The sequence below is a fragment of the Chitinimonas sp. genome (assembly GCF_036568685.1).
In the GTDB taxonomy this organism is placed as follows: Bacteria; Pseudomonadota; Gammaproteobacteria; order Burkholderiales; family Chitinimonadaceae; genus Chitinimonas.
In genome coordinates, this window is sequence record NZ_DATCSC010000087.1 from 51,464 (window position 1) to 74,065 (window position 22,602).

At 61.8% G+C, this 22,602-nt stretch carries 21 protein-coding genes and 3 tRNA genes; 4 read left to right on the top strand and 20 right to left on the bottom strand.

All coding sequences use genetic code 11. From position 1 onward, the window contains the following. Positions 1-9: 9 nt before the first annotated feature. Positions 10-705 (bottom strand): SIMPL domain-containing protein, encoded by a 696-nt coding sequence (locus VIM95_RS12950; protein ID WP_331986276.1) that lies wholly within the window; start codon positions 703-705, stop codon positions 10-12. 61 nt (positions 706-766) lie between these two features. Beyond that, positions 767-1,129, bottom strand: coding sequence for a hypothetical protein (locus VIM95_RS12955; RefSeq protein ID WP_331986278.1), 363 nt, complete (start codon positions 1,127-1,129; stop codon positions 767-769). Positions 1,130-1,247: 118 nt separating this feature from the next. On the opposite strand from VIM95_RS12955, the gene VIM95_RS12960 reads away from it, so the two are divergent. Further along, a complete protein-coding gene (locus tag VIM95_RS12960; protein ID WP_331986280.1) occupies positions 1,248-1,592 on the top strand; it encodes a hypothetical protein in 345 nt (114 codons plus the stop codon). On the opposite strand, the gene VIM95_RS12965 is transcribed toward VIM95_RS12960, so the two are convergent. Both VIM95_RS12965 and rnr read right to left on the bottom strand, forming a co-directional pair. Further along, complete coding sequence (locus VIM95_RS12965; protein WP_331986282.1) at positions 1,572-4,187, bottom strand: hybrid sensor histidine kinase/response regulator; 2,616 nt, start codon at positions 4,185-4,187, stop codon at positions 1,572-1,574. The genes VIM95_RS12960 and VIM95_RS12965 overlap by 21 nt on opposite strands. Before the next feature lie 9 nt (positions 4,188-4,196). Then, positions 4,197-7,115, bottom strand: a complete 2,919-nt coding sequence (gene rnr, locus VIM95_RS12970) for a ribonuclease R (protein WP_414648528.1) — start codon at positions 7,113-7,115, stop codon at positions 4,197-4,199. A gap of 75 nt (positions 7,116-7,190) precedes the next feature. Between rnr and VIM95_RS12975 the strand changes: the two genes are divergently transcribed. The 3 genes from VIM95_RS12975 to VIM95_RS12985 all read left to right on the top strand — a co-directional run bounded on the left by VIM95_RS12975 (position 7,191) and on the right by VIM95_RS12985 (position 7,934). Then, positions 7,191-7,277: transfer RNA gene (locus VIM95_RS12975), tRNA-Leu, on the top strand. A 258-nt stretch (positions 7,278-7,535) separates the two neighbouring features. Next, a tRNA-Leu gene (locus tag VIM95_RS12980) sits at positions 7,536-7,622 on the top strand. A gap of 225 nt (positions 7,623-7,847) precedes the next feature. Continuing rightward, positions 7,848-7,934, top strand: a tRNA-Leu gene (locus VIM95_RS12985). A 112-nt stretch (positions 7,935-8,046) separates the two neighbouring features. Here the strand turns inward: VIM95_RS12985 and VIM95_RS12990 are convergent. The 16 genes from VIM95_RS12990 to VIM95_RS13065 form a co-directional block, all read right to left on the bottom strand. After that, positions 8,047-8,805 (bottom strand): pyridoxine 5'-phosphate synthase, encoded by a 759-nt coding sequence (locus tag VIM95_RS12990; protein ID WP_331986284.1) that lies wholly within the window; start codon positions 8,803-8,805, stop codon positions 8,047-8,049. A 50-nt stretch (positions 8,806-8,855) separates the two neighbouring features. Further along, on the bottom strand, positions 8,856-10,151 hold the full coding sequence (locus tag VIM95_RS12995) for an adenylosuccinate synthase (RefSeq protein WP_331986286.1): 1,296 nt from the start codon (positions 10,149-10,151) through the stop codon (positions 8,856-8,858). An 84-nt stretch (positions 10,152-10,235) separates the two neighbouring features. Next, positions 10,236-11,387 carry an ATP phosphoribosyltransferase regulatory subunit gene (locus VIM95_RS13000; protein ID WP_331986288.1) on the bottom strand — a complete coding sequence of 384 codons (1,152 nt, stop codon included), beginning with the start codon at positions 11,385-11,387 and terminating at the stop codon, positions 10,236-10,238. Positions 11,388-11,405: 18 nt separating this feature from the next. Then, entirely contained in the window at positions 11,406-11,570 is a 165-nt protein-coding gene (locus tag VIM95_RS13005; protein WP_331986290.1) for a DUF2065 domain-containing protein, read from the bottom strand. A gap of 20 nt (positions 11,571-11,590) precedes the next feature. Next, complete coding sequence (gene hflC, locus VIM95_RS13010; RefSeq protein ID WP_331986292.1) at positions 11,591-12,460, bottom strand: protease modulator HflC; 870 nt, start codon at positions 12,458-12,460, stop codon at positions 11,591-11,593. A 1-nt stretch (position 12,461) separates the two neighbouring features. Then, positions 12,462-13,652 carry an FtsH protease activity modulator HflK gene (hflK, locus tag VIM95_RS13015; protein ID WP_331986293.1) on the bottom strand — a complete coding sequence of 397 codons (1,191 nt, stop codon included), beginning with the start codon at positions 13,650-13,652 and terminating at the stop codon, positions 12,462-12,464. 8 nt (positions 13,653-13,660) lie between these two features. Next, positions 13,661-14,815 (bottom strand): GTPase HflX, encoded by a 1,155-nt coding sequence (gene hflX, locus VIM95_RS13020; RefSeq protein ID WP_331986295.1) that lies wholly within the window; start codon positions 14,813-14,815, stop codon positions 13,661-13,663. An 81-nt stretch (positions 14,816-14,896) separates the two neighbouring features. Further along, positions 14,897-15,151, bottom strand: a complete 255-nt coding sequence (hfq, locus tag VIM95_RS13025; RefSeq protein ID WP_331986297.1) for an RNA chaperone Hfq — start codon at positions 15,149-15,151, stop codon at positions 14,897-14,899. Between the two features lie 131 nt (positions 15,152-15,282). Continuing rightward, positions 15,283-16,680, bottom strand: a complete 1,398-nt coding sequence (gene der, locus VIM95_RS13030; protein ID WP_331986299.1) for a ribosome biogenesis GTPase Der — start codon at positions 16,678-16,680, stop codon at positions 15,283-15,285. A gap of 12 nt (positions 16,681-16,692) precedes the next feature. Further along, positions 16,693-17,841 (bottom strand): outer membrane protein assembly factor BamB, encoded by a 1,149-nt coding sequence (gene bamB, locus VIM95_RS13035; RefSeq protein WP_331986301.1) that lies wholly within the window; start codon positions 17,839-17,841, stop codon positions 16,693-16,695. Beyond that, the gene (locus VIM95_RS13040; RefSeq protein ID WP_331986303.1) at positions 17,838-18,473 is read right to left on the bottom strand and encodes a YfgM family protein; all 636 of its coding nucleotides are present in this window, start codon (positions 18,471-18,473) and stop codon (positions 17,838-17,840) included. Before VIM95_RS13040 ends, bamB begins: the two co-directional genes overlap by 4 nt. Positions 18,474-18,509: 36 nt before the next feature. Next, a complete protein-coding gene (locus VIM95_RS13045; protein WP_331986305.1) occupies positions 18,510-18,734 on the bottom strand; it encodes a hypothetical protein in 225 nt (74 codons plus the stop codon). A gap of 4 nt (positions 18,735-18,738) precedes the next feature. Next, entirely contained in the window at positions 18,739-19,995 is a 1,257-nt protein-coding gene (gene hisS, locus VIM95_RS13050; protein ID WP_331986307.1) for a histidine--tRNA ligase, read from the bottom strand. Further along, positions 19,996-21,267: a flavodoxin-dependent (E)-4-hydroxy-3-methylbut-2-enyl-diphosphate synthase gene (gene ispG, locus VIM95_RS13055; protein WP_331986309.1), complete on the bottom strand. Its 1,272-nt coding sequence runs from the start codon at positions 21,265-21,267 to the stop codon at positions 19,996-19,998. Continuing rightward, positions 21,267-22,343 (bottom strand): RodZ domain-containing protein, encoded by a 1,077-nt coding sequence (locus VIM95_RS13060; RefSeq protein WP_331986311.1) that lies wholly within the window; start codon positions 22,341-22,343, stop codon positions 21,267-21,269. Before VIM95_RS13060 ends, ispG begins: the two co-directional genes overlap by 1 nt. A gap of 40 nt (positions 22,344-22,383) precedes the next feature. Continuing rightward, positions 22,384-22,602 (bottom strand): hypothetical protein (locus VIM95_RS13065; RefSeq protein ID WP_414648529.1); only part of this gene is annotated, 219 nt, incomplete at its 5' end.

A 22,602-nucleotide genomic window follows, 5' to 3' on the forward strand; every position in this document is an offset into this window, starting at 1 on the left:
TGATCACAACTACTCGATCTGGATGCTGCCGGCGACACCGACCACCACTTGGCTGTCGCCACCTTCCATGGGCGGCGGTGCCGCGTCCGCCATCATGGCCTTGGCCGCGAACAGGCGCTGGCGCGGTACAGGCTGCGGATAGTTGCCGCTGGTATTGACGCTGATATTGACCAGCTTGTAGCTCTTGCCGCCAATACTCTTCTTGACCACGTCGGCGCGACTCCGGAAGGCCTTGACCGCCTCGTCGATCAGCTCGGTCTCAACCTTTTCACGTGCTGCGGCAGACACACCGAAGCTCACGCCGTCGAGTTGCAGGGTGTTCTGCAGCTTGCCCACCAGCTCGGCCAGTGCCTTGAAGTCGGCAGACTCGAGGCGGATCTCCGCCCTACCCCGCCAACCATCGGCCTTGTTCTTGTTGTTGTAGACCGGGTAGACGCTGTTATTGCCCGTGGCGCTCTTGACCGTCGGATAACCCTTGGCAACCTTCAGCGCATCGGCAGCACTGCGATTGAGCTTGTCCGACAGGACGGCGGCATTGGCATCGCTGAATTCCACATAGAGCGTAGCCAGCGCGAGGTCGTTCTGGACTTCGCGACGTGCCTCGGCCTGCAGGCTAACAACGTTGTACTGGGGCTGGGGCAGCTCGGTGGCCAGGGCGGAGCCGGCCAGGGCTGCCAGCAGGGTCAAGCGGGCGATTTGCTTCATGGTTTCCTCTCTCGGTTACGACGACGCCAGTCTCGCGGCTCGGTGCTGAACCCTTCGTGAATCAATGCAGGCCGTGGTCCGCGGTCGGGCTGTTATGGATGTCCTGATCAACACTGTCCATGAGCACGGTGTGGATCTCCACCTCGAACCATTCCCAAAAGGTCTTGAGGTTGCGGGATTTCGGCCAGAGCTTGCTATCCTGGGCCCAAGAGGCCAATTCCATCTCGAACACCCTGTCGGCCATATCGTCGATATAGGCAACCCCGTCTTCCTGTTCATTCACTTCCGGGATCATCAGCACGGTGCAATCGCTACGGATATCGTCCAGGCTCAGCGTGACCTCATTGTCGGGCAAGCCATTGAGCCAATCGAGAAAAGGCTTCTTGGGCTTGATCACGGCGATCGAACGATCAACAAAATACATAGTGCTCTCCATGAATACGGCCCGCTGAGCATAGCATGGCTATGCAAGCCGGCTATGAAGCGCGGGTGCCATCGCATAGAATCGGAACAGACCATACAAACCGAGACAGGATCCTGGCATGTTCGACCAACGCACCTCTGGCCGCCGGCTGGTTCGCTGGAAAGCGGCGGTGATTCCGCTGAACCAGCCCGACCGCATCATCCAGAGCAGTGCGACTGAGGTCGCGCAGAAAGGGATCTCGTTGTTCTGCAAAGAGCAACTGTTCCCACACATCACCTATCGCATCATCCTGCAAATTCCGGATGCCATGCATATCAGCGTGTCTTACGTGGAAGTCGAGGGCAAGCCGATCTACTCCTCGCTGGTTGGCTCCATGGGTGAATTCCGGACCGGGATGAAGCTGACCAACGTCAGCAACGAATACCGCACCAAGCTCGACGCCCTACTGCGTGGCATGGGCTGAACCCGGATTGGCGGCGCGATAGCTGCCGAATTGCTCGGCACATTGCGCCAGCAGTGCGAGAAAATCATCGTATGTCGCAGCGTCCAGCGCCCCGGCTCGGGCAGCCTGCTCTATCGCCTGGGCCTGCATGACGCCGGGCATCGCCCCTAGAGCCCCCAAACTACCCTTGAAGAGATGGGCCAGCTCAGCCAGGCCAGCCATATCGCCGCTTGCCCAGACCGCCTGCAATGCAGCCTGCCGCCCAGGCCACTCCTCCAGATACTGGTCGAGCAGTGTTGCCAGCAAACCGGCATTGCCGCCACAGATCAGTAGCGCTTGGCCGGCATCGAACAACATTGCATCCGATGCCGTCCCCGCCATGACCGGCGAGTATTCCGCAACACCGTACAGGAGCTGCCGCAAGCGCTCGACCTTGATTGGCTTGCTGAGAAAGTCGTCCATGCCGGCGGCAAGGCAGCGTGCCTTATCTTCAGGTAGCACATTGGCCGTCATGGCAACGATGGGTAGGCGCCCTCGCTCGCCCAGGGCTCGGATTGCCAACGTGGCGCTCAGCCCATCCATTTCCGGCATCTGCATATCCATCAGCACGAGGTCGTAGCCTTCCCGCTCTACATAAGCCAGCGCCTCCTTGCCGTTGTTCGCCAGGGTCACCTGATGCCCATCCTGCTCCAGCAGAGCCAGGGCAAGTGTCTGGTTCATCGGGTTATCCTCTGCCAGCAAGATACGTAGCGGGCGGACCGGATGGTGCCCCTGCGTTGCCGTCTCTTGCGGTGGCGCGCTCGGTCGCAGCGGGATTTCGAAGCAGAAGCGGCTACCCACGCCTGGCTGACTAAGAACACCGATATACCCCTGCATGGCTTCGACAATGCGGCGCGTAATGGTCAAGCCCAAGCCCGATCCACCGTGACGCCGGCTGGTACTGTCATCTCCCTGAGCAAAGGGCTCGAAGATCATATCCAGCTTGTCCGCCTCAATGCCGATGCCGGTGTCGGCAACCACGACGTTCAATCTGGGAGCGGTGCCGCCCTCCTCCAGCCAGTCGACCTGCAAGCTCACACTGCCTCGCGCGGTGAACTTGATGGCATTGCCCGCCAGATTGAGCAGCACCTGCCGCAGGCGCCCCTCGTCAGCCTCCACATATCTTGGCACCGCCGGTGCCAATTGCAGCGCCAGCTGCAAACCCGTTTGCTCGGCGCTATAGCGCAACAGCTCGGTGGTACGGTGCAACAGCGCATGCAGATCGCACACCGTCGGCAAAATGGTCAGGCGCCCCGCTTCGATGCGGGAGAAGTCCAGGATATCGTCGACCAGCTCCACAAGGCCCGCCGCGGAGAAATGCACCAATTCCAGGCGCTGCCGCTGCTGTGGCGGCATCTCGCCATCCAGCAACAGGCCGGTCATACCCGTGATGACATTGAGCGGCGTACGTATCTCATGGCTCATATTGGCCAGGAATTGGCTCTTGGCCCGGCTGGCGGCCTCTGCTTCATCTTTGGCATCGCGCAGCTGCCGCTCAATCAGCCGGCGGAACGACAGGTCATACCAGGCCATCAACAAGAGCTTGCGGTCTCCCACGCTAACTGGCGAAAGCGTGATCTCGACCAGCAGCTCGCTGCCGTCGGTACGCAGGAAAAGCCACTCGAAACGTTGCCAACCTCGCCGACCGGCCTCCTCCAGCAAGGCAGCGGCCTGCTGGCGGGAGTCGCTGCCATCAGGCTGCCGCTCCGGGTAGAAGCGGGCCGGGTCGGTGTCGATCAACTGGCGACGGCTGGCCAAACGCAGCGCCAAGGCAGCCGCCCGGTTACAGTCAACCACTCGGGCGATGGCCGGATCGAACAGCAGCAAGGGATTGGCCGCCTGTTCGAACAGCACGCGAAACTTCTGCTCCGACTGAACCCGTTCGGTCACATCCTGGGCGGTCAACAGCATGGCCTTCTCGCCGGTGACTGGATCGAGCACCCTATGCAGACTGTAGGCATACCAGCGCGGCTTGGGTCGGGCACTGAATTGCCGCTCTCCCTGGTCAGCACCGAACTCTATGGCATTTCGCCAGACCTGTTCGGCCTCTGCCTTGTTATCGAGCAGATCGGCAAAGCCGCCACTTTCCAGCTGGCCAAGGATAGGAAAGGCGCGCAAGGCAAATGGATTTTGCATCAGCACCCGCCCCTGCAGATCGAACATCACCACCGCCAGGGAAAAGTGCAGCACAGCCTCGACACCACGCAGCGCCAATGGGTCGATCGTCGCCGGGGCCTGAAGCTGGGCCTGCAGGCACAGCCCTGCCTGGCCATCTGGCAATACCAGTTGCGCCACCTGTAAGCGCAGATCCCGATCTGCCAAGCCTTGGCACAACTGGCCAGCGATGGTCAGCCCTTCGCCCTGCCCAGCCTCTTGCCAGAGGCTCAATAAGTCCTCCTGCGCCAAGCGTAGCCCCTCGCCGACGACCAGATCCGACAGCTCCCCCGGCTCGGCGCCCCACGCAGAAATTGCAGCGGCATTAGCCCAGCGCACCCGCCCAGTTGCTACCTCACAGGCCCAGACGGGCACGCTCAACCAGTCGTAGTGCTCAAGATCGGTCCAGGCCAATTGCCGCACACTTGCCTCCTAGCCCTCCACAGGCTTGTTTGCCTTACCAGCCGGCTTGCCTGTTACGGCCGTCTGCTTGGCCTGGCTCGGTTTACGGCGGCTACGCTTGGCGGTAGCTGGCACCGCTGCCTCGGGTTGAGCAGATTTGGGCGTCGCTGTAGGTACAGCTGGTTCAGCAACCGCTTTCGCAGCGGGCTGCTCGGCCGGCGCACCGACCTTGGGCAGGAACAAGGCCGGTACCTGCGTCTTGCGCTTACCAGGTTTGGGCGCAGGTGCCACTGCGGCCTCCGCGAGGGCCGCTACCTGGGACAACCTGGAAGCTTCAGCCACAGGCTTGGCAGCCTGGGTTGCCTTGGCTGGTGCAGGCGACGTCAAGATGGCGGCAGGAACAGCTGTACTGCGCTTGCCCCTCGGACGTTTGGGTACGACGCTTCCTGTGGGCTGAACAACGGCTGGCGCGCTTGGCGCTGCAGGGGCCGCAACCCCTTGCTTTGCCGGGCGCTTGGCGACCGGTTTGGTAACTGCAGGCGCGGTAATGGCAGCAGCCTTAGGAGCGTTCTGGCCTTTGGCCTTGGCTTGTGTCTTGGGTTGTCCCCTGGGCTGTTCTGTCGCTTGCGAGCCCCGCCCCGGCCGGACTGGCGTCACCACCGAGGGAGGAGGCGTTTGCGGCGCCGATGTTGCGACCTTTGCCTTGCTACGCGCCGGCTTGGCGTCGGACTTACCTTGTGCCAGCAGCACAAAATCGATCTTGCTGGTCTCAAGATCCACACGGGCCACCTTGATGGTCAGGCGGTCCGTCAGGCCGTAAACCTTGCCAGAGTGCTCGCCACGCAAGGAGTGGCTAGCCTCGTCATACTTGAAGTAATCGGTGCCCAACTCGGAGATGTGTACCAGCCCCTCCACGAAGAGCTGGTCCAGCGAGACAAACAAGCCAAAGCTCGTGACCGCGGAGATGCTGCCCTCGAAGACTTCGCCGATACGATCACGCATGAAGTAGCACTTGAGCCAGTTCTCCACGTCGCGGGTCGCCTCATCGGCACGCCGTTCGGTCTGGGAACAATGGGCACCGATCTCCTCCCACTTGCCTGGCTTGTACTTCTCACCCTTCAACACGGCCTTGATCGAGCGATGTACCAGAAGGTCGGGATAGCGCCGAATCGGCGAGGTGAAGTGGGTATAGGCCTCGTAGGCCAGCCCGAAGTGGCCTGCCTGCTCCGGGCTATAGACCGCCTGCTGCATCGAACGTAGCAGCATGGTCTGTAACAGGCCAACATCCGGCCGACCCTTGATCTGTTCCATGACCTTGGCGTAGTCCTTGGCATGCGGCTCGTCACCACCTTCGAGGGTCAGCCCATGCTCGTTCAGGAAGCGCCGCAGGTTCTCTAGCTTGCGCTCGGTCGGCCCCTCGTGAATACGATACAACGAGGTGTGCTTGTTGCGGCCCAGATAATCGGCGGCGCAGACATTGGCCGCCAGCATACATTCTTCAATCAAGCGATGGGCATCGTTGCGACTGACCGGAACAATGCGCTCGATCTTGCCGGCCTCATTGAACACCATCTGGGTCTCAGTGGTCTCGAAGTCGATCGCCCCACGCTCGCCGCGCGCCTTGAGCAGCACCTGGAACAAGGCATAGAGGTCTTGCAGATGCCCGACCAGCCCCTTGTTGCGTGCCTTGGCGGCCTTGCCCTTGGGGTTTTGCAGTATCTCCCAGGCCTCGGTATAGGTGAGGCGTGCCTTGGAGAGCATCACCGCCGGATAGAACTGGTATTTCTTGAGCTTGCCGCCGGGGCCGACCTTGATGTCGCACACCATGCAGCAGCGCTCCACATCCGGATTGAGCGAGCAGATGCCATTGGATAGGGCCTCTGGCAGCATAGGGATGACCCGGCGCGGGAAGTAGACCGAATTGCCACGCTCATAGCCAGTCTGATCAAGCGCATCGCCCGGCCGCACATAGTGGCTGACGTCGGCAATCGCCACGACCAAGCGCCAGCCTTTGCCGTCTTTCTCGGCGTAGACGGCGTCGTCAAAATCGCGTGCGGTTTCGCCATCGATAGTCACCAGCGGCATATCGCGCAGATCCACGCGCTTGAGCCCTTCTGGCGTCTTCCAGTCCTGCTTGCGCACCTTCTGCGGCGTCTTCGCCGCCTGTGTCTCGGCCGCATGCGAGAACTCGTGCGGCAGATCATGCTTGCGCAGCGCGATTTCGATTTCCATGCCCGGGTCGGCATAGTTGCCCAGCACCTCGATAATGCGGCCTATGGGCTGACTGTAGTTGCTGGGCTGGGTAACCAGCTCGACCGATACGACCTGGCCGGGCTCAGCCGGTAGACCACCTTCCGGGCTGATCAGGATCTCCTGGGTGATGCGGCGCTCCTCCGCCCGCACAAAACGCACACCCCGCTCGGCGAATAGGCGACCGACCAGCCGGTTGTTGACATGCTCGAGCACCTCGACAATCTTGCCTTCGCGGCGGCCGCGCCGGTCCACGCCGATCTGCCGCACCATGACCCGGTCCCGATGCAGTACCTTGTGCATCTCTTTGGGGCCGAGAAACAGATCCGGCGAGCCATCATCCGGCACCGCAAAGCCGAAGCCGTCCGCATGTCCCTGTACACGCGCCTTGATCAGGTCGAGCTTGTCGGGAATGCAGATTGCGCCCTTGCGATTGATGATCACCTCGCCTTCCCGGGCCATGGCATTGATACGCCGGCTGAAGAAATCCGCCTCATGGGGGCGAATTGCAAACAGGGCGGCCAACTCGTCAGGAAACATCGGCGCCCCATGGTCGGTCAGAATCTTGAGCATATAGCTGCGACTTGGCAGCGGATGCTCATACTTCGTAAGCTCTTGTTGGTAAAAAGGATCTGCCTCCCGCAGCTTCTGTGCAGCGCGGGGCAGCTTGTCCATCGTCTGGTTTTTTTTCGTTTTCATCATTGACACGGAGATTTGTCTCTCTAAAATGCGCATCTCTCTCGACGCGCGGTTGCAGCTGCAGCCTAGCTCGAAGCCCAGGTGGCGGAATTGGTAGACGCACTAGGTTCAGGTCCTAGCGGTGGCAACACCGTGGAAGTTCGAGTCTTCTCTTGGGCACCAATCTTCGATAAAGCCGATGCATATGCATCGGCTTTATTGTTTTCTAGCGCCGCTCCTGCCTTCTTCGCAAGCCCGCAGACAACACGCAGTGCTACGTTTTGTACAGGTAAGCAGCAAAAACGCCGCTTAACGGGCGCTGGAAAATCAAGGACTTCCGGATTTTGTGACTTTTTTTGCGCAGACAGGATTGACAGAAAAATCTGTTCCTCCATAATGCGCCCCTCTCGACGCACAGCGCACTGCGCAGTGTAGCTCGAAGCCCAGGTGGCGGAATTGGTAGACGCACTAGGTTCAGGTCCTAGCGGTGGCAACACCGTGGAAGTTCGAGTCTTCTCTTGGGCACCAATCCTCGACAAAGCCGATGCATATGCGTCGGCTTTGTTGTTTTCTGCGCGCGTACTTAGCATCTTACCCATCGCCCTACCCGACCAGCCACCCCGCAGTATCGAGCTGGAAACGGCCTGCAGTAAGGATTTTTCAGCTTTTTTCGTCGATGGTCTTGACAGGAATTCCGGAAAGTCTAGAATGCCGTCCTCTCGATGCACTGCACGCAAGGCAGTGAAGTTCGAAGCCCAGGTGGCGGAATTGGTAGACGCACTAGGTTCAGGTCCTAGCGGTGGCAACACCGTGGAAGTTCGAGTCTTCTCTTGGGCACCAATCCTCGATAAAGCCGATGCATATGCATCGGCTTTATTGTTTTCTGCGCCCGGATCCGCGTAGGAAAGTTGCCTCCCCCTCCACTCGAACCAAAATACCGATGGGGACAAAGTCAGGCCCGCGCAGCCGCAATCACGGCCAGGTAGTTGCGCACCGTCGGCGCCAGGCCGTCATAGACCGCCTCCCCGATCAGCGCATGGCCTATGGAAACCTCGGCCACCTGCGGTACATGGCGCAGGAACACGCCCAGATTGGCCTGGTTGAGGTCATGCCCAGCATTGACCCCCAGCCCCACCTTCGCGGCACGCTCAGCCGCCCTGGCGCACTGCTCCAGCACCAGACCGTAGTCACCCGCCTCAAAGGCCTCGGCATAGGGACCGGTATAGAGCTCTATCCTGTCCGCCCCCACCTCGGCCGCCAGCTCGATATCCGGCGAATCTGCATCCATGAACAAGCTGACGCGGCAGCCCAATGCCTTGAACTCGGCAATCAGCGGCTTGAGACGCGCTCCGTCACGCTGCAGGTCAAAGCCGTGGTCAGAGGTGATCTGACCATCTCCATCAGGCACCAGGGTGGCCTGCGCAGGGCGCGTCTCGGCACATAGCGCCAACATGCCCGGGTAGGCCCCACGCGCCGGCGCAAAGGGGTTGCCCTCGATATTGAACTCAGCCGCCCCACCCCGCAGCAGACCCGCCAGGGCACGAACATCGTCAGGGCGGATATGGCGCAGATCAGGACGCGGGTGGACGGTGATACCGCCAGCGCCGGCCGCCAGGCAGGTCTGTGCTGCCTGGGTGACGCTGGGCATGTCGCCGCCGCGCGAATTACGCAGGACGGCGATCTTGTTGATGTTGACGGACAGTACGGTCATGCAGCTTTCTCAAATGAAAACGCCCGACCAAGGCCGGGCGCTGACTAGGCTCAGTGCTGGAACGGGTGCCGCAGCACGATGGTTTCTTCGCGATCCGGACCGGTCGAGATGATATCGATCGGCGCACCGGTCACTTCCGAGATGCGCTTGAGGTAATCGCGAGCATTGACCGGCAGATCCTCGTAGCGCTTCACGCCCACGGTGGACTCGCTCCAGCCGGGCAGCTCCTCGTAGATCGGCGCGCAGCCAGACAGCTCTTCGGCGCCAACGGGCAGAATGTCGACCACCTCGCCGTTGATGCGGTAGCCGGTACAGAGTTTGATCACGTCGATGCCGTCCATAACGTCCATCTTGGTCACGCACAGGCCGGTCACACCGTTGATCTGGATGGAGCGCTTGAGCGCAGCAGCATCGAACCAGCCGCAGCGACGCGGACGACCGGTGACGGAGCCGAACTCGTTACCGCGCTTGGCGAGGCCTGCACCTACATCATCGAACAGTTCGGTCGGGAACGGACCGGAACCGACTCGGGTGGTATAGGCCTTCACGATACCCAGTACGTACTGCAGCATCTGCGGCGCCACGCCAGCACCCGGCGCGGCAGCACCGGCAACACAGTTGCTGGAGGTGACGTAGGGGTAGGTGCCGTGATCGATATCCAGCAGGGTGCCTTGCGCACCTTCAAACAACAGCGGCTTGCCGGCCTTGTTCAGGTCGTGCAGGGTACGCGAGACATCGCTGACCATGGGCTTGATGCGCTCTGCCAGGCGCAGGGTATCTTCCAGGGTTTTCTGGAAGTCTACCGTCTCGGTCTTGAAGTATTCCTTGAGCAGGAAGTTGTAGTAGGCCAGGTTTTCACCCAGCTTGGCCGCCAGACGATCCGGGAAGAACAGGTCCTGGACGCGGATGGCGCGGCGCGCCACCTTGTCTTCATAGGCCGGGCCAATACCGCGGCCGGTGGTACCGATCTTCTTGTCACCCTTGGCAGCTTCGCGCGCCTGGTCCAGGGCAATGTGGTAAGGCAGGATCAGCGGACAGGCCTCGGAAATCTTGAGACGGCTTTCCACATCGATGCCTGCAGCCTTGAGCTCGTCGATTTCCTTGAGCAGGGCCTCGGGCGAGATCACCACGCCGTTACCGATAAAGCAGGCCTTGCCAGCATGCAGGATGCCCGACGGAATCAGGCGCAGCACAGTTTTCTTGCCACCGATAACCAGAGTATGGCCGGCGTTGTGCCCCCCCTGGAAACGCACCACACCCTCGGCGTGGTCAGTCAGCCAATCAACGATCTTGCCCTTGCCTTCGTCACCCCACTGGGTGCCAATCACCACGACGTTACGGCTCATGGAACTTCCTTCATTGCTCAGATTGCTTGATCGCCGCGCAAGCGCGACGGGATAGAAACAGAATAGACCTTGCGGCGGGCTTTCTCAGAGCGACCGCACCTGCCAGGCACCGTCCCGCTCAACCAGCTCACGGTCGGCGTGCAGCTCTTCGACATCAACCACCTCGCCCAGCTTGACCACCACGGTCTCGCCAGCGGCGCGTAGCGCGCGGATTGCTTCGGCCAGGCCAGTATCGAGCACGTTGGGTGCCAGAATGGCGCGGCGAGCCGGTATAACCGGCAGCTGCCAGGCCAGCTCCTTGAGATCCAGGCTGAAGCCCGTGGCCGGGCGCGGCCGGCCGAACTGCTCACCCACGTGGTCATAGCGGCCACCACGTGCCACCGCGTTGGGCCAGCCCTCCGCATAAGCGGCAAATACCAGGCCGGTATGGTAGTAACCTGAGCGCAGCTCGGCGAGGTCAAAACTGACATCGATGCCACGGGCCGCCAGCGCAGCCGAGAGCTCACGCAGCGCGGTCAGCGCAGCCACCACGCCCAGCAAGGCTGGCAGCTGGCGCTCGGCCAGAGCCAGCATGTCTTCGCTGCCATAAAGGCCGGGCAATGCGATCAGCCCCTCACGCAGGTCCTCCGGCAAGCCGGCGAGCAGACCGCGCAAAGTGGGCACATCCTTTTGCTGGATGGCACGGAACACCGACTCGCGCGCCTCCCCCTCCAGCCCGGCCGCATCGGCCAAGGCCAGGAATAGGCCTATATGGCCGATATCCAGATGCACATGTTCGATGCCGGCGAGCTTGAGGCATTCGCGCATCAGCTCGACGACTTCCACATCCGCCGCCACGCCCGCGTAGCCGTAGATTTCGGCCCCCAGCTGCAGCGGCTCGCGCGCTGCCATGATGCCATCGGGCTGGGTGTGTACGACCGGACCGGCATAGCACAGCCGCGCCACACCCTGACGATTGAGCAGATGGGCATCGATGCGGGCCACCTGGGGTGTGATATCTGCCCGCAGACCAAGCTGGCGGCCGCTCAGCTGATCTGTCAGCTTGAAAGTCTTGAGGTCCAGCGCAGCGTCATGCCGGGTCAGAAGCGAATCGACATATTCGATCAACGGCGGCTGCACCAGCTCATAGCCAAAGCTGGCAATCAGGTCCAGCGAGGCTCGCCGCAGGGTCTCGACCCGACGCGCCTCAGGCGGGAGCAGGTCGGCAATATTCTCGGGCAGTATCCAGTTACGCATAGGGGCAGGCCGCCGCCATCACAGCGCCAGCAGTAGTAATCCAATCAAGAGGAGGGCCAGGCCGACAAAACGGAGCTGGCCATCCTTGAGCTCGCTCAGCTGCGCCACAAAACGGCGCCAGCTACGCGGTGACATGAACGGCAACAGGCCCTCGGCGATAAGCACGAGGGCCAGTGCGAACACAACATTATCCCACAAGCCGGTCACTTCGCTCGCGGATCCTTCATGTACTTGAAGAAGGACGAACTGGGATCGAGCACCATCACGTCAGACTTGGACTTGAAAGTCTTACGGTAGGCCTCGAGGCTCTTGTAGAAGGTATAGAACTCCGGGTTCTGACCAAACGCTGCGCCATAGATGGCCGCCGCCTTGCCGTCGCCCTCACCCATCAACTGCTGGGCCTGGTTGTAGGCATCCGCCACGATCACCTCACGCTGCCGGTCAGCGTCGGCCTTGACCTTCTCGGCATCGGCAAAGCCTTCCGAACGGAGCTGGTTAGCCACCGTCTTGCGCTCCGAAATCATGCGATCGAACACCGCCTGACTGATGTCATCCGGAAAATCCACCCGCTTGAGACGGACATCGACCACACGGATACCGATCTTGCGTGCATCGGCATCGGCCACTTGGCTGACATCAGCCATGACCTCGTCACGCTTGCCCGAGATCACGTCCTGCACGGTGCGTTTGCCGAACTCAGCGCGCAGCACGTCGTTCACGGTCTTACGCAGACGAGCGGAGGCGGTACGTTCGTTGCCGCCTACGCTCTTGTAGTACTGCTCGACGTCGATGACCTGCCATTTCACATAGCTGTCCACCAGCACGTTCTTCTTCTCGATCGTGTTGAAGCGCTCCGGTGTTTCGGCATCCATGGTCAAGATGCGGCGGTCAAAGTAGCGCACCGATTGCATCAGCGGCACCTTGAACTTGATACCGGGCTCCTTCACCACGCGCACAACTTCACCCAGCTGGAAGACCATGGCCGTCTGGCGCTGATCGACCGAAAACACACTCATGCTGATCACCAACAGCGCCAGCAAGACAATGATGACTGCGGGAATGATGCGACTCATGTTATCGGCCCTCCCTTTCGCCGCGGATACTGTCGAGACGCGAGGAACGGGGTGCCGATTGCTCGGCCGGTGCTGCGGTCGGCGCAGGCGCTTCCACTGCCGGTGCAGACTGAGGCGCGGACAACTGCATCAGCTTGTCCAGCGGCAGATAGAGCATGCTGCCGTTACCCGACTTCTGGTCGACCAGCACTTTGCTGGAGTTGCTCAGGATCTGTTGCATGGTATCGAGGTACATGCGGTCGCGCGTCACCTGTGGTGCCTTGGCATACTCGGTGGCCACCTGCTTGAAGCGCGCAGCATTACCCTCCGCCTCGGCAATCACGCGCTGCTTGTAACCATCGGCCTCTTGCAGGAGGCGGGCTGCCGTACCGCGCGCCTTGGGGATCACGTCGTTGGCGTAAGCCACGCCCTCATTGATCTGCTTGACCTTGTCCTGGCCTGCCTTGACCGCATCAGCGAAGGCGGCCTGCACTTCTTCGGGCGGCTGAACATCGTTGATGTTGACGCGGATCACGCGAATACCGGTGCCATAACCATCGAGCAGGGTCTGGATCAGACGGGTGGTATCGGCAGCGATCTGCGAGCGGCCTTCGTTGAGCACGAAATCGACCTTGTTGCGGCCCACGACTTCGCGGATCGAGGTCTCGGCTACCTGCTTGACGATATCGCGACCATCAGCGTCATTACTGGCGTTGTTGAAGACGAAATCCTTGGCGTCCTTGATGTCGTACTGCACCTCAAGCTGCATATCGAGGATGTTCTGATCCTGGGTCAGCATCAGCGACTCGCCGGCAACACGGTTCTTGGTACTACCTTGAAAGCCGACCTCGACCGAACGGTTCTCGGACAGCTTGACGATTTCGTGCTGCTCGATCGGCCAAGGCATGCGCCAATGCAGACCAGAATCGGTGGTCTGGACATAGCGGCCAAAGCGCAGGACCACCGCCTCTTCGCGGGCATCGACGACATAGAAGCCACTGGCAGCCCAGAGCACGGCTACCACGCCGGCAACCACGCCAACGCCACCGACCAGTGCGCGGCCATCACCACCGCCGCCGGAAGAAGGCTCGCTGGGGCGGCCAGGTCGGCCACCGAAGAACTGTTTGAGCTTGTTGGTGAACTGCCGGACGATTTCGTCCAGATCAGGCGGGCCATCCTTGCCGCGGCGGCCCCATTGCGGGTCTTGAGACATAGAGGGTCTTATTCCGTTTTTGTAGGGTCGTAGACAGTTACAGCCGGTGAGCCTCGCTCGGCATCCCGGGACTGGCCGTCGACGGCTTCGACCAGTGCCTGACGCAATAGATCCAGGCCCAACGCGTTTTTCGCGCTGATACGAACCGCGCGAATCCTACCATACTCATCTCGCTCGACCGCCGGCTCGCCGCCTTTGAGGTCGATCTTGTTGAATACCACGATCTGCTGCGCGTCGCCGGCGTCGATCTCCTTGAGCACCGAGTCGACCGCTGCGATCTGCGCATCACGGGTATCGCTCGCGCTATCGACCACATGCAACAGCAAGTCGGCCCGCACCGTCTCCTCCAGCGTGGCACGGAACGCCGCCACCAGGCCATGCGGCAGATCGCGGATAAAGCCTACGGTATCGGACAGCACGATGGAATGATCCACGTCCAGGAACAGCTTGCGGCTGGTCGTATCCAGCGTAGCAAACAGTTGGTCCGCTGCATAAGCCTTGGCATGGGTCAGCGCATTGAACAGGGTGGACTTGCCTGCATTGGTATAGCCCACCAGCGACACCGAGAACTGCTTGCCGCGCTCGCGCGAACGGCGCTGGGTGTCGCGCTGGCGCTGCAGATCTTTGAGCTTGTCCTTCAGGCGCTTCACCCGCTCGGTGATCATGCGCTTGTCCATCTCGAGCTGGGTCTCACCCGGGCCGCCACGGGCGCCGATACCGCCGCCCTGCCGCTCCAAGTGGGTCCAGCCACGCACCAGCCGGGTGGACATGTATTGCAGCTGTGCCAGTTCGACCTGCAGCTTGCCCTCGTTGGAGCGGGCACGCTGGCCGAAAATATCGAGAATAAGTCGGACCCGATCCGATACCCGACACTCCAGCGCCCGCTCGAGATTACGCTCTTGCGCACCGCTCAAGGCATGGTTGAACAATACGGTCTGGGCGCCGGCGCCACGCACCGCGGCACCGATCTCTTCCACCTTACCACTACCAGCAAACAGCTTGGGGTCGGGCCGCTGACGCTTGCCCTGCACCACCGCCATCACCTTGTAACCATTGCCCTCGGCCAGCAGCTTGAATTCTTCTATGTTCTCGAGATAGTCGGGCTCGCCGAAGTCCAGGCAGACCAATACGGCACGATCCCCACCCTGATGACGTTCAAACACGCAGTTATTCCAGGTTAGTCGCTACAGTCGGACAGCAAACGGGGCGCCGCAGCGCCCCGTTTGCCTGATGGCGCGGATTGATCAGGCATCCGCCGGTGCAGCCGCCTGGTCCTTGTCGTAAGGAATGCTCACGGGGCGAGCCGGTACGACGGTGGAGATGGCGTGCTTGTAGACCATCTGGGTCACGGTGTTGCGCAACAGCACAACATACTGGTCGAACGACTCGATCTGGCCTTGCAGCTTGATGCCGTTCACCAGGTAGATAGAAACGGGTACATGTTCCTTGCGCAGGATGTTCAGAAACGGGTCTTGTAGCATTTGCCCTTTTGCGCTCATTTTGTAGTTCTCCACTATTGAAATTAAAAAACGACGTAGTCCGTCAAAGTCCTGCGAAGCTCAGTACCTACCAGTAATCACTTTTAGCAGCTTTTCCGTCAAGCACAAACCGGATTGCGGCCCGCGAATACTCAGCCCTTGCGAAGCGTCTTGCGCTCGGGTTTCTTCTCTCCGCGCATTGCACCCTTGCGGTCCGGCTTGAACTCACCGGGCTTGGTGTCATAAGGGTTTTCGCCCTTTTTGAACTGCACACGCAAGGGCGTGCCCTGCAATTTGAACATCTTCAGGAAGGAATGTTCCAAATAGCGCCAATAACTGTCCGGCACATGCTCCAGGGCCGTGCCGTGCACCACCACCACCGGCGGGTTGGTACCACCCTGGTGGGCATATTTCATCTTGGGGCGCACCAAGCCGGCGCGCGGCGGCTGCTGCTTCTCGCTGGCCAACTGCAGGGCGCGGGTCAGGCGTGGGGTTGGCAGCTTGACCATGGCTGCCTTGTAGGCAGCATTGATGCTGGCAAACAGATCGCCTACGCCCTGCCCTTCCAGGGCCGAGATATAGTGGAAGCGGGCAAAGGCCAAAAAGCCCAGCTTGCGGGCAATATCACGCTTGACCTGGTCGCGCCGGTACTCGTCCAGCCCTTCCCACTTGTTGACCGCCACCACCATGGCGCGGCCTGCTTCCAGCGCAAAGCCGGCGATATGGGCATCCTGTTCGGCCACGTCCTGGCGCGCATCGAGCACCAGCACGACTACATTGGCATCCTCGATCGCCTGCATGGTCTTGACCACCGAGAACTTCTCGATCGCTTCATTCACCTTACCGCGCTTACGCACGCCGGCGGTGTCGATGATGGTATAGAGCTGCTCATTGCGCTCGAACTCGATATGGATCGAGTCGCGAGTCGTACCCGGCTGGTCGAAGGCAATCACCCGCTCCTCGCCCAGGATGGCATTGACCAGGGTGGACTTGCCGACGTTGGGACGGCCGATGATGGCGAACTTGGGGTGTTCGGGCGGAGCCTCGTCGACTTCGATCTCGAAGCCAGCCAGTACGTCGTCCAGCAGCCCACGCACGCCCTCGCCATGACTGGCCGAGATCGGCCAGGGCTCACCCAGTGCCAGCTCGTAAAACTCGGCCGATACCACGGCGTAGTTGAGCCCCTCGGCCTTGTTCACAGCCAGACGTACCGGACGGTCCAGCTGGCGCAGTCGATTAGCGATCAGCTTGTCCTGCGGGGTGAGACCAACCCGTGCGTCGACGATAAAGATGACAGCGTCAGCCTCGTCGATAGCCTGCAGGGTCTGGCGAGCCATTTCATGCAGGATGCCATCGTCGGCCACCGGCTCGAAACCGCCGGTGTCGACGCACAGGTAGGGCTTGCCACCAATCTTGCCGTGACCGTAGTGACGGTCGCGGGTCAGACCCGGCAGGTCGGCGACCAGCGCATCCCGGCTCTTGGTCAGCCGGTTAAAGAGCGTGGACTTGCCGACATTGGGACGGCCCACAAGGGCGATGGTGGGTTTCATTGTGTTCCTTGCTTACTTCACCGCGAGCGCGTGCAGACCACCGCTCTCGGTTTGCACGACCAGCGTGCTGTTGACTACCCGCGGCGCGACGAGCACACGGCTCTTATCGGTTTGCAGGCGGGCGACGATGCTGCCGTCCGACGGGGACAGCAGATGCACGTAGCCCTCGAAATCACCAACGGCAACATAGCCAGCATAGACTGCCGGGCCGCTGACACGGCGACCGTACAGGTCGGCTTGCTTCCAAAGGCTGCGGCCACCCGAGCGATCGAAAGCCTGGACATTGCCAGTCTCATCGCTGACGTAGACCTTGTCGGCATCCATGGCCAAACCGGCATAGCTGGAGACATCGCGCGCCCACAAGAGGCTGCCATTGCTGACCGCAAAGCAGGCCACCTTGCCTTGGAAGGCGACGGCACAGACGGTGCCACGGCTCACTACCGGTGCCGAGGTGACGTCGCTGATACGCTCGAGCTCGGTCGCCCCTTTGGGCTGTGCCACCAGCGATTCCCACAATACACGGCCATCGGCCAGCGACAGCGACGCCAGGCGACCGGAAGCAAGACCGATATAGACCGCACCATCAGCTACCGTGACCGGTGCGTAGTTGCGCAGGATCAGGGAAGGTTGGTTGCGTTGGAACTGCCAGCGGACCTTGCCGTCCTTGGCATCCAGCCCCCAGACGCGGCCATCGACGGTACGCACCACGGCAACGCCTTCGGCGACCACCGGCGGGGAGACCATCTCGCTGGAGACACGAGCCTTCCAACGCTGCTTGCCATCAGCATCCCAACCGTAGACATCACCCTTGAGGGTGCCGGCCACGACGAGACCGCTGGCAGCGCCGATGCCACCCGCCAGCGGCTTGTCGCCACGCATCTCGCCGAGCTTGTGGCCATCGGCCAGCGCAAAGCCGGCGACACCGTTGACGCCCGCCATGTAGACGGCATCACCAGTCACATCCGGCGCAAAGCGGAACAGGCCGGTCACATCCTGACCAAAGCCAAACAGGCTGCTCGAACCAAAGGAGGCATGCCAAGCCGACTGCAGGTTGACCGAATTGCGAACGTCCTTGAGCGGCGTGGGCTGCGGGCTATTGTCGGTACCAGCGCAAGCGGCCAGCAGGGAGACGAGGGCCAGAGTGGCAAGCTTCTTCATCATGCCCCCAGCGCGGCCAGCTTGGTTTCCAGCAGATTGCGGGCCGGTGCATCAGCCTGCTCAAGCTTCTGCAGTGCTTCCTGGTAAGCCTTACGGGCGCCGGCAGCATCCCCCTTCAGCGCCAGGGCGTCGCCGCGCAGGTCGGCAAAGTTGCTGGCATAGCCCTCGACCTTGGGTGCAGCCACCGTCTTGAGCGCTTCATCGTACTGCTTCTGGTCCATCAACACGGCAGCCAGGCGCAGACGGGCGATATCCACCACGGCATCTTCCTTGGCATTGCTCTCAACCCACTGCAAGGCGGACTTGGCCTCGTCAAGCTTGCCCGCATCGAAGGCAACCTTGGCGGCCAGCAGCATGGCACGGGCAGTCAGCGCGTGGCCAGCCTGGCTCTTGCTCATGGCATCGGCAGCAGCGCGGGTCTTGACCACGTCCTTAGTGGCGTAGGCCTGCTCCACGGCGGTAAAGGCATCGGCCGCAGCTTCGCCTTGCGACTTCTGCCAGGCACGCCATCCCATGCTGCCGAAATAACCCAGCAGCACGGCTACCAAAGCGGCGATCACCAGCTTGCCCCACAGTGCCCACCAGGCTTTCAGCTCGGCAATCTGTTCCTGTTCCTGCAAATCAAAAGCGGCCATCTGAGTGCGTTTCCGTCTACGTTAACTAGGTTGTGTTCAGCGCGCCGACTGCTGCGCGCGTATCCGTTTGAAAATATCCACCATAAACCAGCCCATCAGCCCCAGGCCGGCCAACAGCATCAGTACCGCCAGCCACACCGGCACCAGCGCGGTTTCGGCCTGCCCGACCAGGGATGCAAGACCGAATGCGGCCAACAAGGCGCCGATGACGTTCAGCACGAACAGCCTGAACGAGACCTTCAGCTTGCCGCCAGGTTCCATGGAATCAGCCTTGCAGTGCAGCCAGGGCGTCCGCCTGGGCCACCGTGCGTTGCTCGCCACCGCCGCGTAGCGGCTTGATGGCAACAGTGCCTGCCTCGGCTTCATTGTCACCAATGATCAAGGCATAAGCGGCACCCGAGCCGTCAGCCTTTTTCATTTGTGATTTGAAACTGCCGCCGCCGGCGTGGACCGACACGCTCAAGCCACCATTGCGCAGCAGCTCGGCCAGGCGCGGTGCCTGGCGCTCGGCGGCATCCCCGGCATTGACGAGATAGATGTCAGGCGCGTCAGAGGCTTCGACACCGTACTCCTGCATCAGGAGGAATACCCGCTCCATACCCATGCCGAAGCCACAGGCCGGCGTGGGCTTACCGCCCAGCGTCTCGACCAGGGTATCGTAGCGACCACCACCTGCGATGGTGCCCTGGGCGCCCAGCTTGGTGGTAACCCACTCGAACACGGTCCGGTTGTAGTAGTCCAGACCGCGCACCAGCCGGGCATTGAGGGTGTAGGCCACGCCGGCGTCGTCCAGCAGCGCACACAGGCGCTCGTAGTGGCTGCGGCTCTCTTCACCAAGCACGTCAAAGAGCTTGGGCGCTGCGTTGATCATGTCCTGCATGCGCGGATTCTTGCTGTCGAGAATGCGCAACGGGTTGGCATGCAGCCGGCGTTTGGCATCCTCATCCAACAGCTCGGCATGCTGCTCGAAATAGGCGATCAGGGTCTGGCGGTAGGCAGCACGCTCGGCCGCATCGCCGATGGTATTGAGCTGCAGTTCGACATCGGCAATGCCCAGCTCGCGCCAGAGGCGGGCCAGCATGATCATCTGCTCGGCATCGACATCCGGGCCTTCATAGCCAAAGGCCTCGGCGCCTACCTGGTGGAACTGACGTTGGCGGCCCTTCTGCACGTTTTCGTGCCGGAACATTGGCCCCATATACCACAGCCGCTGCGGGCCGTTGTAGGTCAGGCTGTGCTCCACAACAGCACGTACACAGCCAGCGGTCCCTTCGGGGCGCAGTGCCAGCTTGTCGCCATTGAGCGCGTCGGTCCAGGCGTACATCTCTTTTTCGACAATGTCGGTGTGCTCACCTACGCCACGCACAAAGAGACCGGTCGGCTCGACCAGCGGCAGGCGGATATTGCGGTAACCATACTGGGCCAGCACGCGGCGGGCCGTATCTTCCAGCTTTTGCCAGAGCGCGGTATTGCCCGGCAGGATGTCGTAGAAACCCTTGATGCTTTGAAACTTGTCTGCCATTTACAGCACTTTCACGGGAATGATCTTGGCACCGGTTTCGCGACGCAGCCGGCCGCCTTCGGCGTAGTGCGCACGGACGTAGTCCTCGACGATGGCCTGGAACTCTTCGGCAATGCCCTCGCCCTTGAGGGTCACCGTCTTGATGCCATCGACAAAGACCGGTGCCACAGGCACTTCGCCGGTACCCGGCAGGCTGATGCCGATATTGGCCAGCTTGGATTCACCTGGACCGTTCACCACGCAGCCCATGACGGCCACGTTGAGGGTTTCCACGCCGGGGAACTCCGAACGCCAAACCGGCATCTGCTCGCGCAGGTAGCGCTGGATCTTCTGTGCCAGCTCCTGGAAGAAGGTCGAGGTGGTGCGGCCACAGCCCGGGCAGGCGGTCACCAGCGGGGTAAAGGAGCGGATGCCCATGGTCTGCAGTATTTCCTGCGCGACGACCACTTCCTTGGTACGCGGCTCGCCCGGCTCAGGCGTCAGCGAGACTCGGATGGTATCGCCTATGCCTTCCTGCAGCAGCACGGACAGCGCAGCAGTGGAGGCCACAATGCCTTTGGAGCCCATACCGGCTTCGGTCAGACCCAGGTGCAGTGGGTAGTCGCAGCGGCTACCGAGGTCACGGTAGACCTTGATCAGATCCTGCACCGCACTGACCTTGCAGGAAATGATGATCTTGTCCCGCGCCAAACCCAGCGCCTCGGCCTGGGCAGCACTCTCCAGCGCAGACTGGATCAGCGCCTCTCGCATCAGCGCGTCGGCACTGAGCGGCTCGGCCTGCTGGGAATTCTCGTCCATCATGCGGGCCATCTTGGCCTGATCCAGGCTGCCCCAGTTCACGCCAATACGCACCGGCTTGTCATACTCGACCGCCATGGCAATCATCGCGGCGAACTGCTCGTCGCGTTTGGAGCCCTTGCCGACGTTACCGGGATTGATGCGGTACTTGGCAAGCGCGCGCGCGCAGTCCGGGTACTGCGCCAGCAGCTTGTGACCGTTGAAGTGGAAGTCACCGACCAGGGGCACGTTGCAGCCCATCTCGTCCAGCCGACGACGAATCTCACCCACCTGGGCCGCCGCCTCGGGCGAATTGACGGTGATACGCACCACCTCCGAGCCGGCCTGCCACAGCTCAAAGACCTGTTGCGCGGTACCGGCGGCATCGGCGGTGTCGGTATTGGTCATGGACTGCACGACCACAGGCGCATCGCCGCCGACCGGCACGTGGCCGACCATGACGCGACGGGTAATGCGACGGGGAAGCAAACTCATCAGTTCAACTCGAGATTGGCGACGTCCACCTTGATATAAGGCGTGAGGTCGGTGGGTTTACCCTTGTAGTAGAGCTCGGTATGCGGACCATTGCCGATACGCACCTTGTAGGGCGGCGTACCGCCAACGATACGGCTCTCGCCGGCCGACAGCACCTGGTTGATCAGGCGGCGGCCGGAGGCATCGGTAACCTGTACCCAGCTGTCCTGGCGGGCGACCACACGCAGATCACCATTGCCGGCCGCCGGCACTGGCGTAGCGGGTGGGGGCGCGGCGGCAGTCTGGCTGGACGCCACGGCAGGAACAGTGGGAGCGGCAACAGGTGCGACCGGCTTCTGGGCGGCTGTGGTCGGCGCCGTAGCGGCGGCGACGGGAGGTGGTGCAACCGGCACGGTGGCGGCCGCTGCAGCTGGCGGCGGCGTAGTTGCCGGTGCCGCAGCGGTCTGGCTGGCAGGTGCCGGGCTGGTGGCCGCCTCGGTAGGTGCAACCTCCGGAGCGGCGGCCGCCGTATCGGTATTCGTCGTTGCTGGAGCTGGCGTCTCAGTTACGGCCACGGGCGCAGCCTGCTGCGGCGGCACTGCGGCTACCGGCTCAGGCTCATTGCTGTCCTTGAGCATCAATTCCGGTTCGAAGCGGCCATGTTGCAGGTAGTACCAATATGCCCCAACGCCCCCGAAGACGATGGCGAGGCCGGCGGCCACGCCGAGCAAGGCAGGCATCTTGGAGCCACCGCCGCCAGGCCGCAGCACCGGCAACGCTTCGTCACGCAGACGTGGCAAGGCAGCCTGGCTGGTTTCCTTGGGCAGATGGCTGTCCAGGAACTGGATCAAGGGCTGGGCATCGAGCCCCAACAGGCGGGCGTAGTTACGGACAAACCCACGCACAAACGTATTGCCGGGCAAGGCACGATAGTCATCAGCCTCCAGCGCCTCCACCTGGCGCTTGGACAGCTTCAGCTTGTCGGATACCTCGGCCACCGTCAGCCCCGCCTCGCGACGGTGGGCGGCCAGCACGGTGCCCGGCGTGGGCGTGGCTGCTACAGGAGGATGCTGATCAGGTACAGCGTCTTGGCTCATCTCAGGCGACATGCCGGGCGGCTCTCTGTTGAGGGTGGAACTAGTCATACTGGCCATTGGCCAGACGGCGTGCTTCCTCGCTGTTAGGGAAGCGGCTCTTCAATTCCTTGGCAAAGCCGGCTTCGGCCTCGCTATTGCCCAGGCGATGTTCGTTGCGGATATTCAGCCACAGGGCGACAGCTTCCGGCGTACCGAGGCGAGCCTGGCGGGCCAGCAGTACCCGCGTGCTTTCGAACTCACCGCGGGCATAGGCCAGCTG

Bases quoted from the DNA above. Each gene is read 5' to 3' on its own strand.
- VIM95_RS12950 (WP_331986276.1), bottom strand. From the start codon at position 705: ATGAAGCAAATCGCCCGCTTGACCCTGCTGGCAGCCCTGGCCGGCTCC.
- VIM95_RS12955 (WP_331986278.1), bottom strand. From the start codon at position 1,129: ATGTATTTTGTTGATCGTTCGATCGCCGTGATCAAGCCCAAGAAGCCT.
- VIM95_RS12960 (WP_331986280.1), top strand. From the start codon at position 1,248: ATGTTCGACCAACGCACCTCTGGCCGCCGGCTGGTTCGCTGGAAAGCG.
- rnr (WP_414648528.1), bottom strand. From the start codon at position 7,115: ATGAAAACGAAAAAAAACCAGACGATGGACAAGCTGCCCCGCGCTGCA.
- VIM95_RS12990 (WP_331986284.1), bottom strand. From the start codon at position 8,805: ATGACCGTACTGTCCGTCAACATCAACAAGATCGCCGTCCTGCGTAAT.
- VIM95_RS12995 (WP_331986286.1), bottom strand. From the start codon at position 10,151: ATGAGCCGTAACGTCGTGGTGATTGGCACCCAGTGGGGTGACGAAGGC.
- VIM95_RS13000 (WP_331986288.1), bottom strand. From the start codon at position 11,387: ATGCGTAACTGGATACTGCCCGAGAATATTGCCGACCTGCTCCCGCCT.
- hflC (WP_331986292.1), bottom strand. From the start codon at position 12,460: ATGAGTCGCATCATTCCCGCAGTCATCATTGTCTTGCTGGCGCTGTTG.
- hflK (WP_331986293.1), bottom strand. From the start codon at position 13,652: ATGTCTCAAGACCCGCAATGGGGCCGCCGCGGCAAGGATGGCCCGCCT.
- hfq (WP_331986297.1), bottom strand. From the start codon at position 15,151: ATGAGCGCAAAAGGGCAAATGCTACAAGACCCGTTTCTGAACATCCTG.
- der (WP_331986299.1), bottom strand. From the start codon at position 16,680: ATGAAACCCACCATCGCCCTTGTGGGCCGTCCCAATGTCGGCAAGTCC.
- bamB (WP_331986301.1), bottom strand. From the start codon at position 17,841: ATGATGAAGAAGCTTGCCACTCTGGCCCTCGTCTCCCTGCTGGCCGCT.
- VIM95_RS13040 (WP_331986303.1), bottom strand. From the start codon at position 18,473: ATGGCCGCTTTTGATTTGCAGGAACAGGAACAGATTGCCGAGCTGAAA.
- VIM95_RS13045 (WP_331986305.1), bottom strand. From the start codon at position 18,734: ATGGAACCTGGCGGCAAGCTGAAGGTCTCGTTCAGGCTGTTCGTGCTG.
- hisS (WP_331986307.1), bottom strand. From the start codon at position 19,995: ATGGCAGACAAGTTTCAAAGCATCAAGGGTTTCTACGACATCCTGCCG.
- ispG (WP_331986309.1), bottom strand. From the start codon at position 21,267: ATGAGTTTGCTTCCCCGTCGCATTACCCGTCGCGTCATGGTCGGCCAC.
- VIM95_RS13060 (WP_331986311.1), bottom strand. From the start codon at position 22,343: ATGAGCCAAGACGCTGTACCTGATCAGCATCCTCCTGTAGCAGCCACG.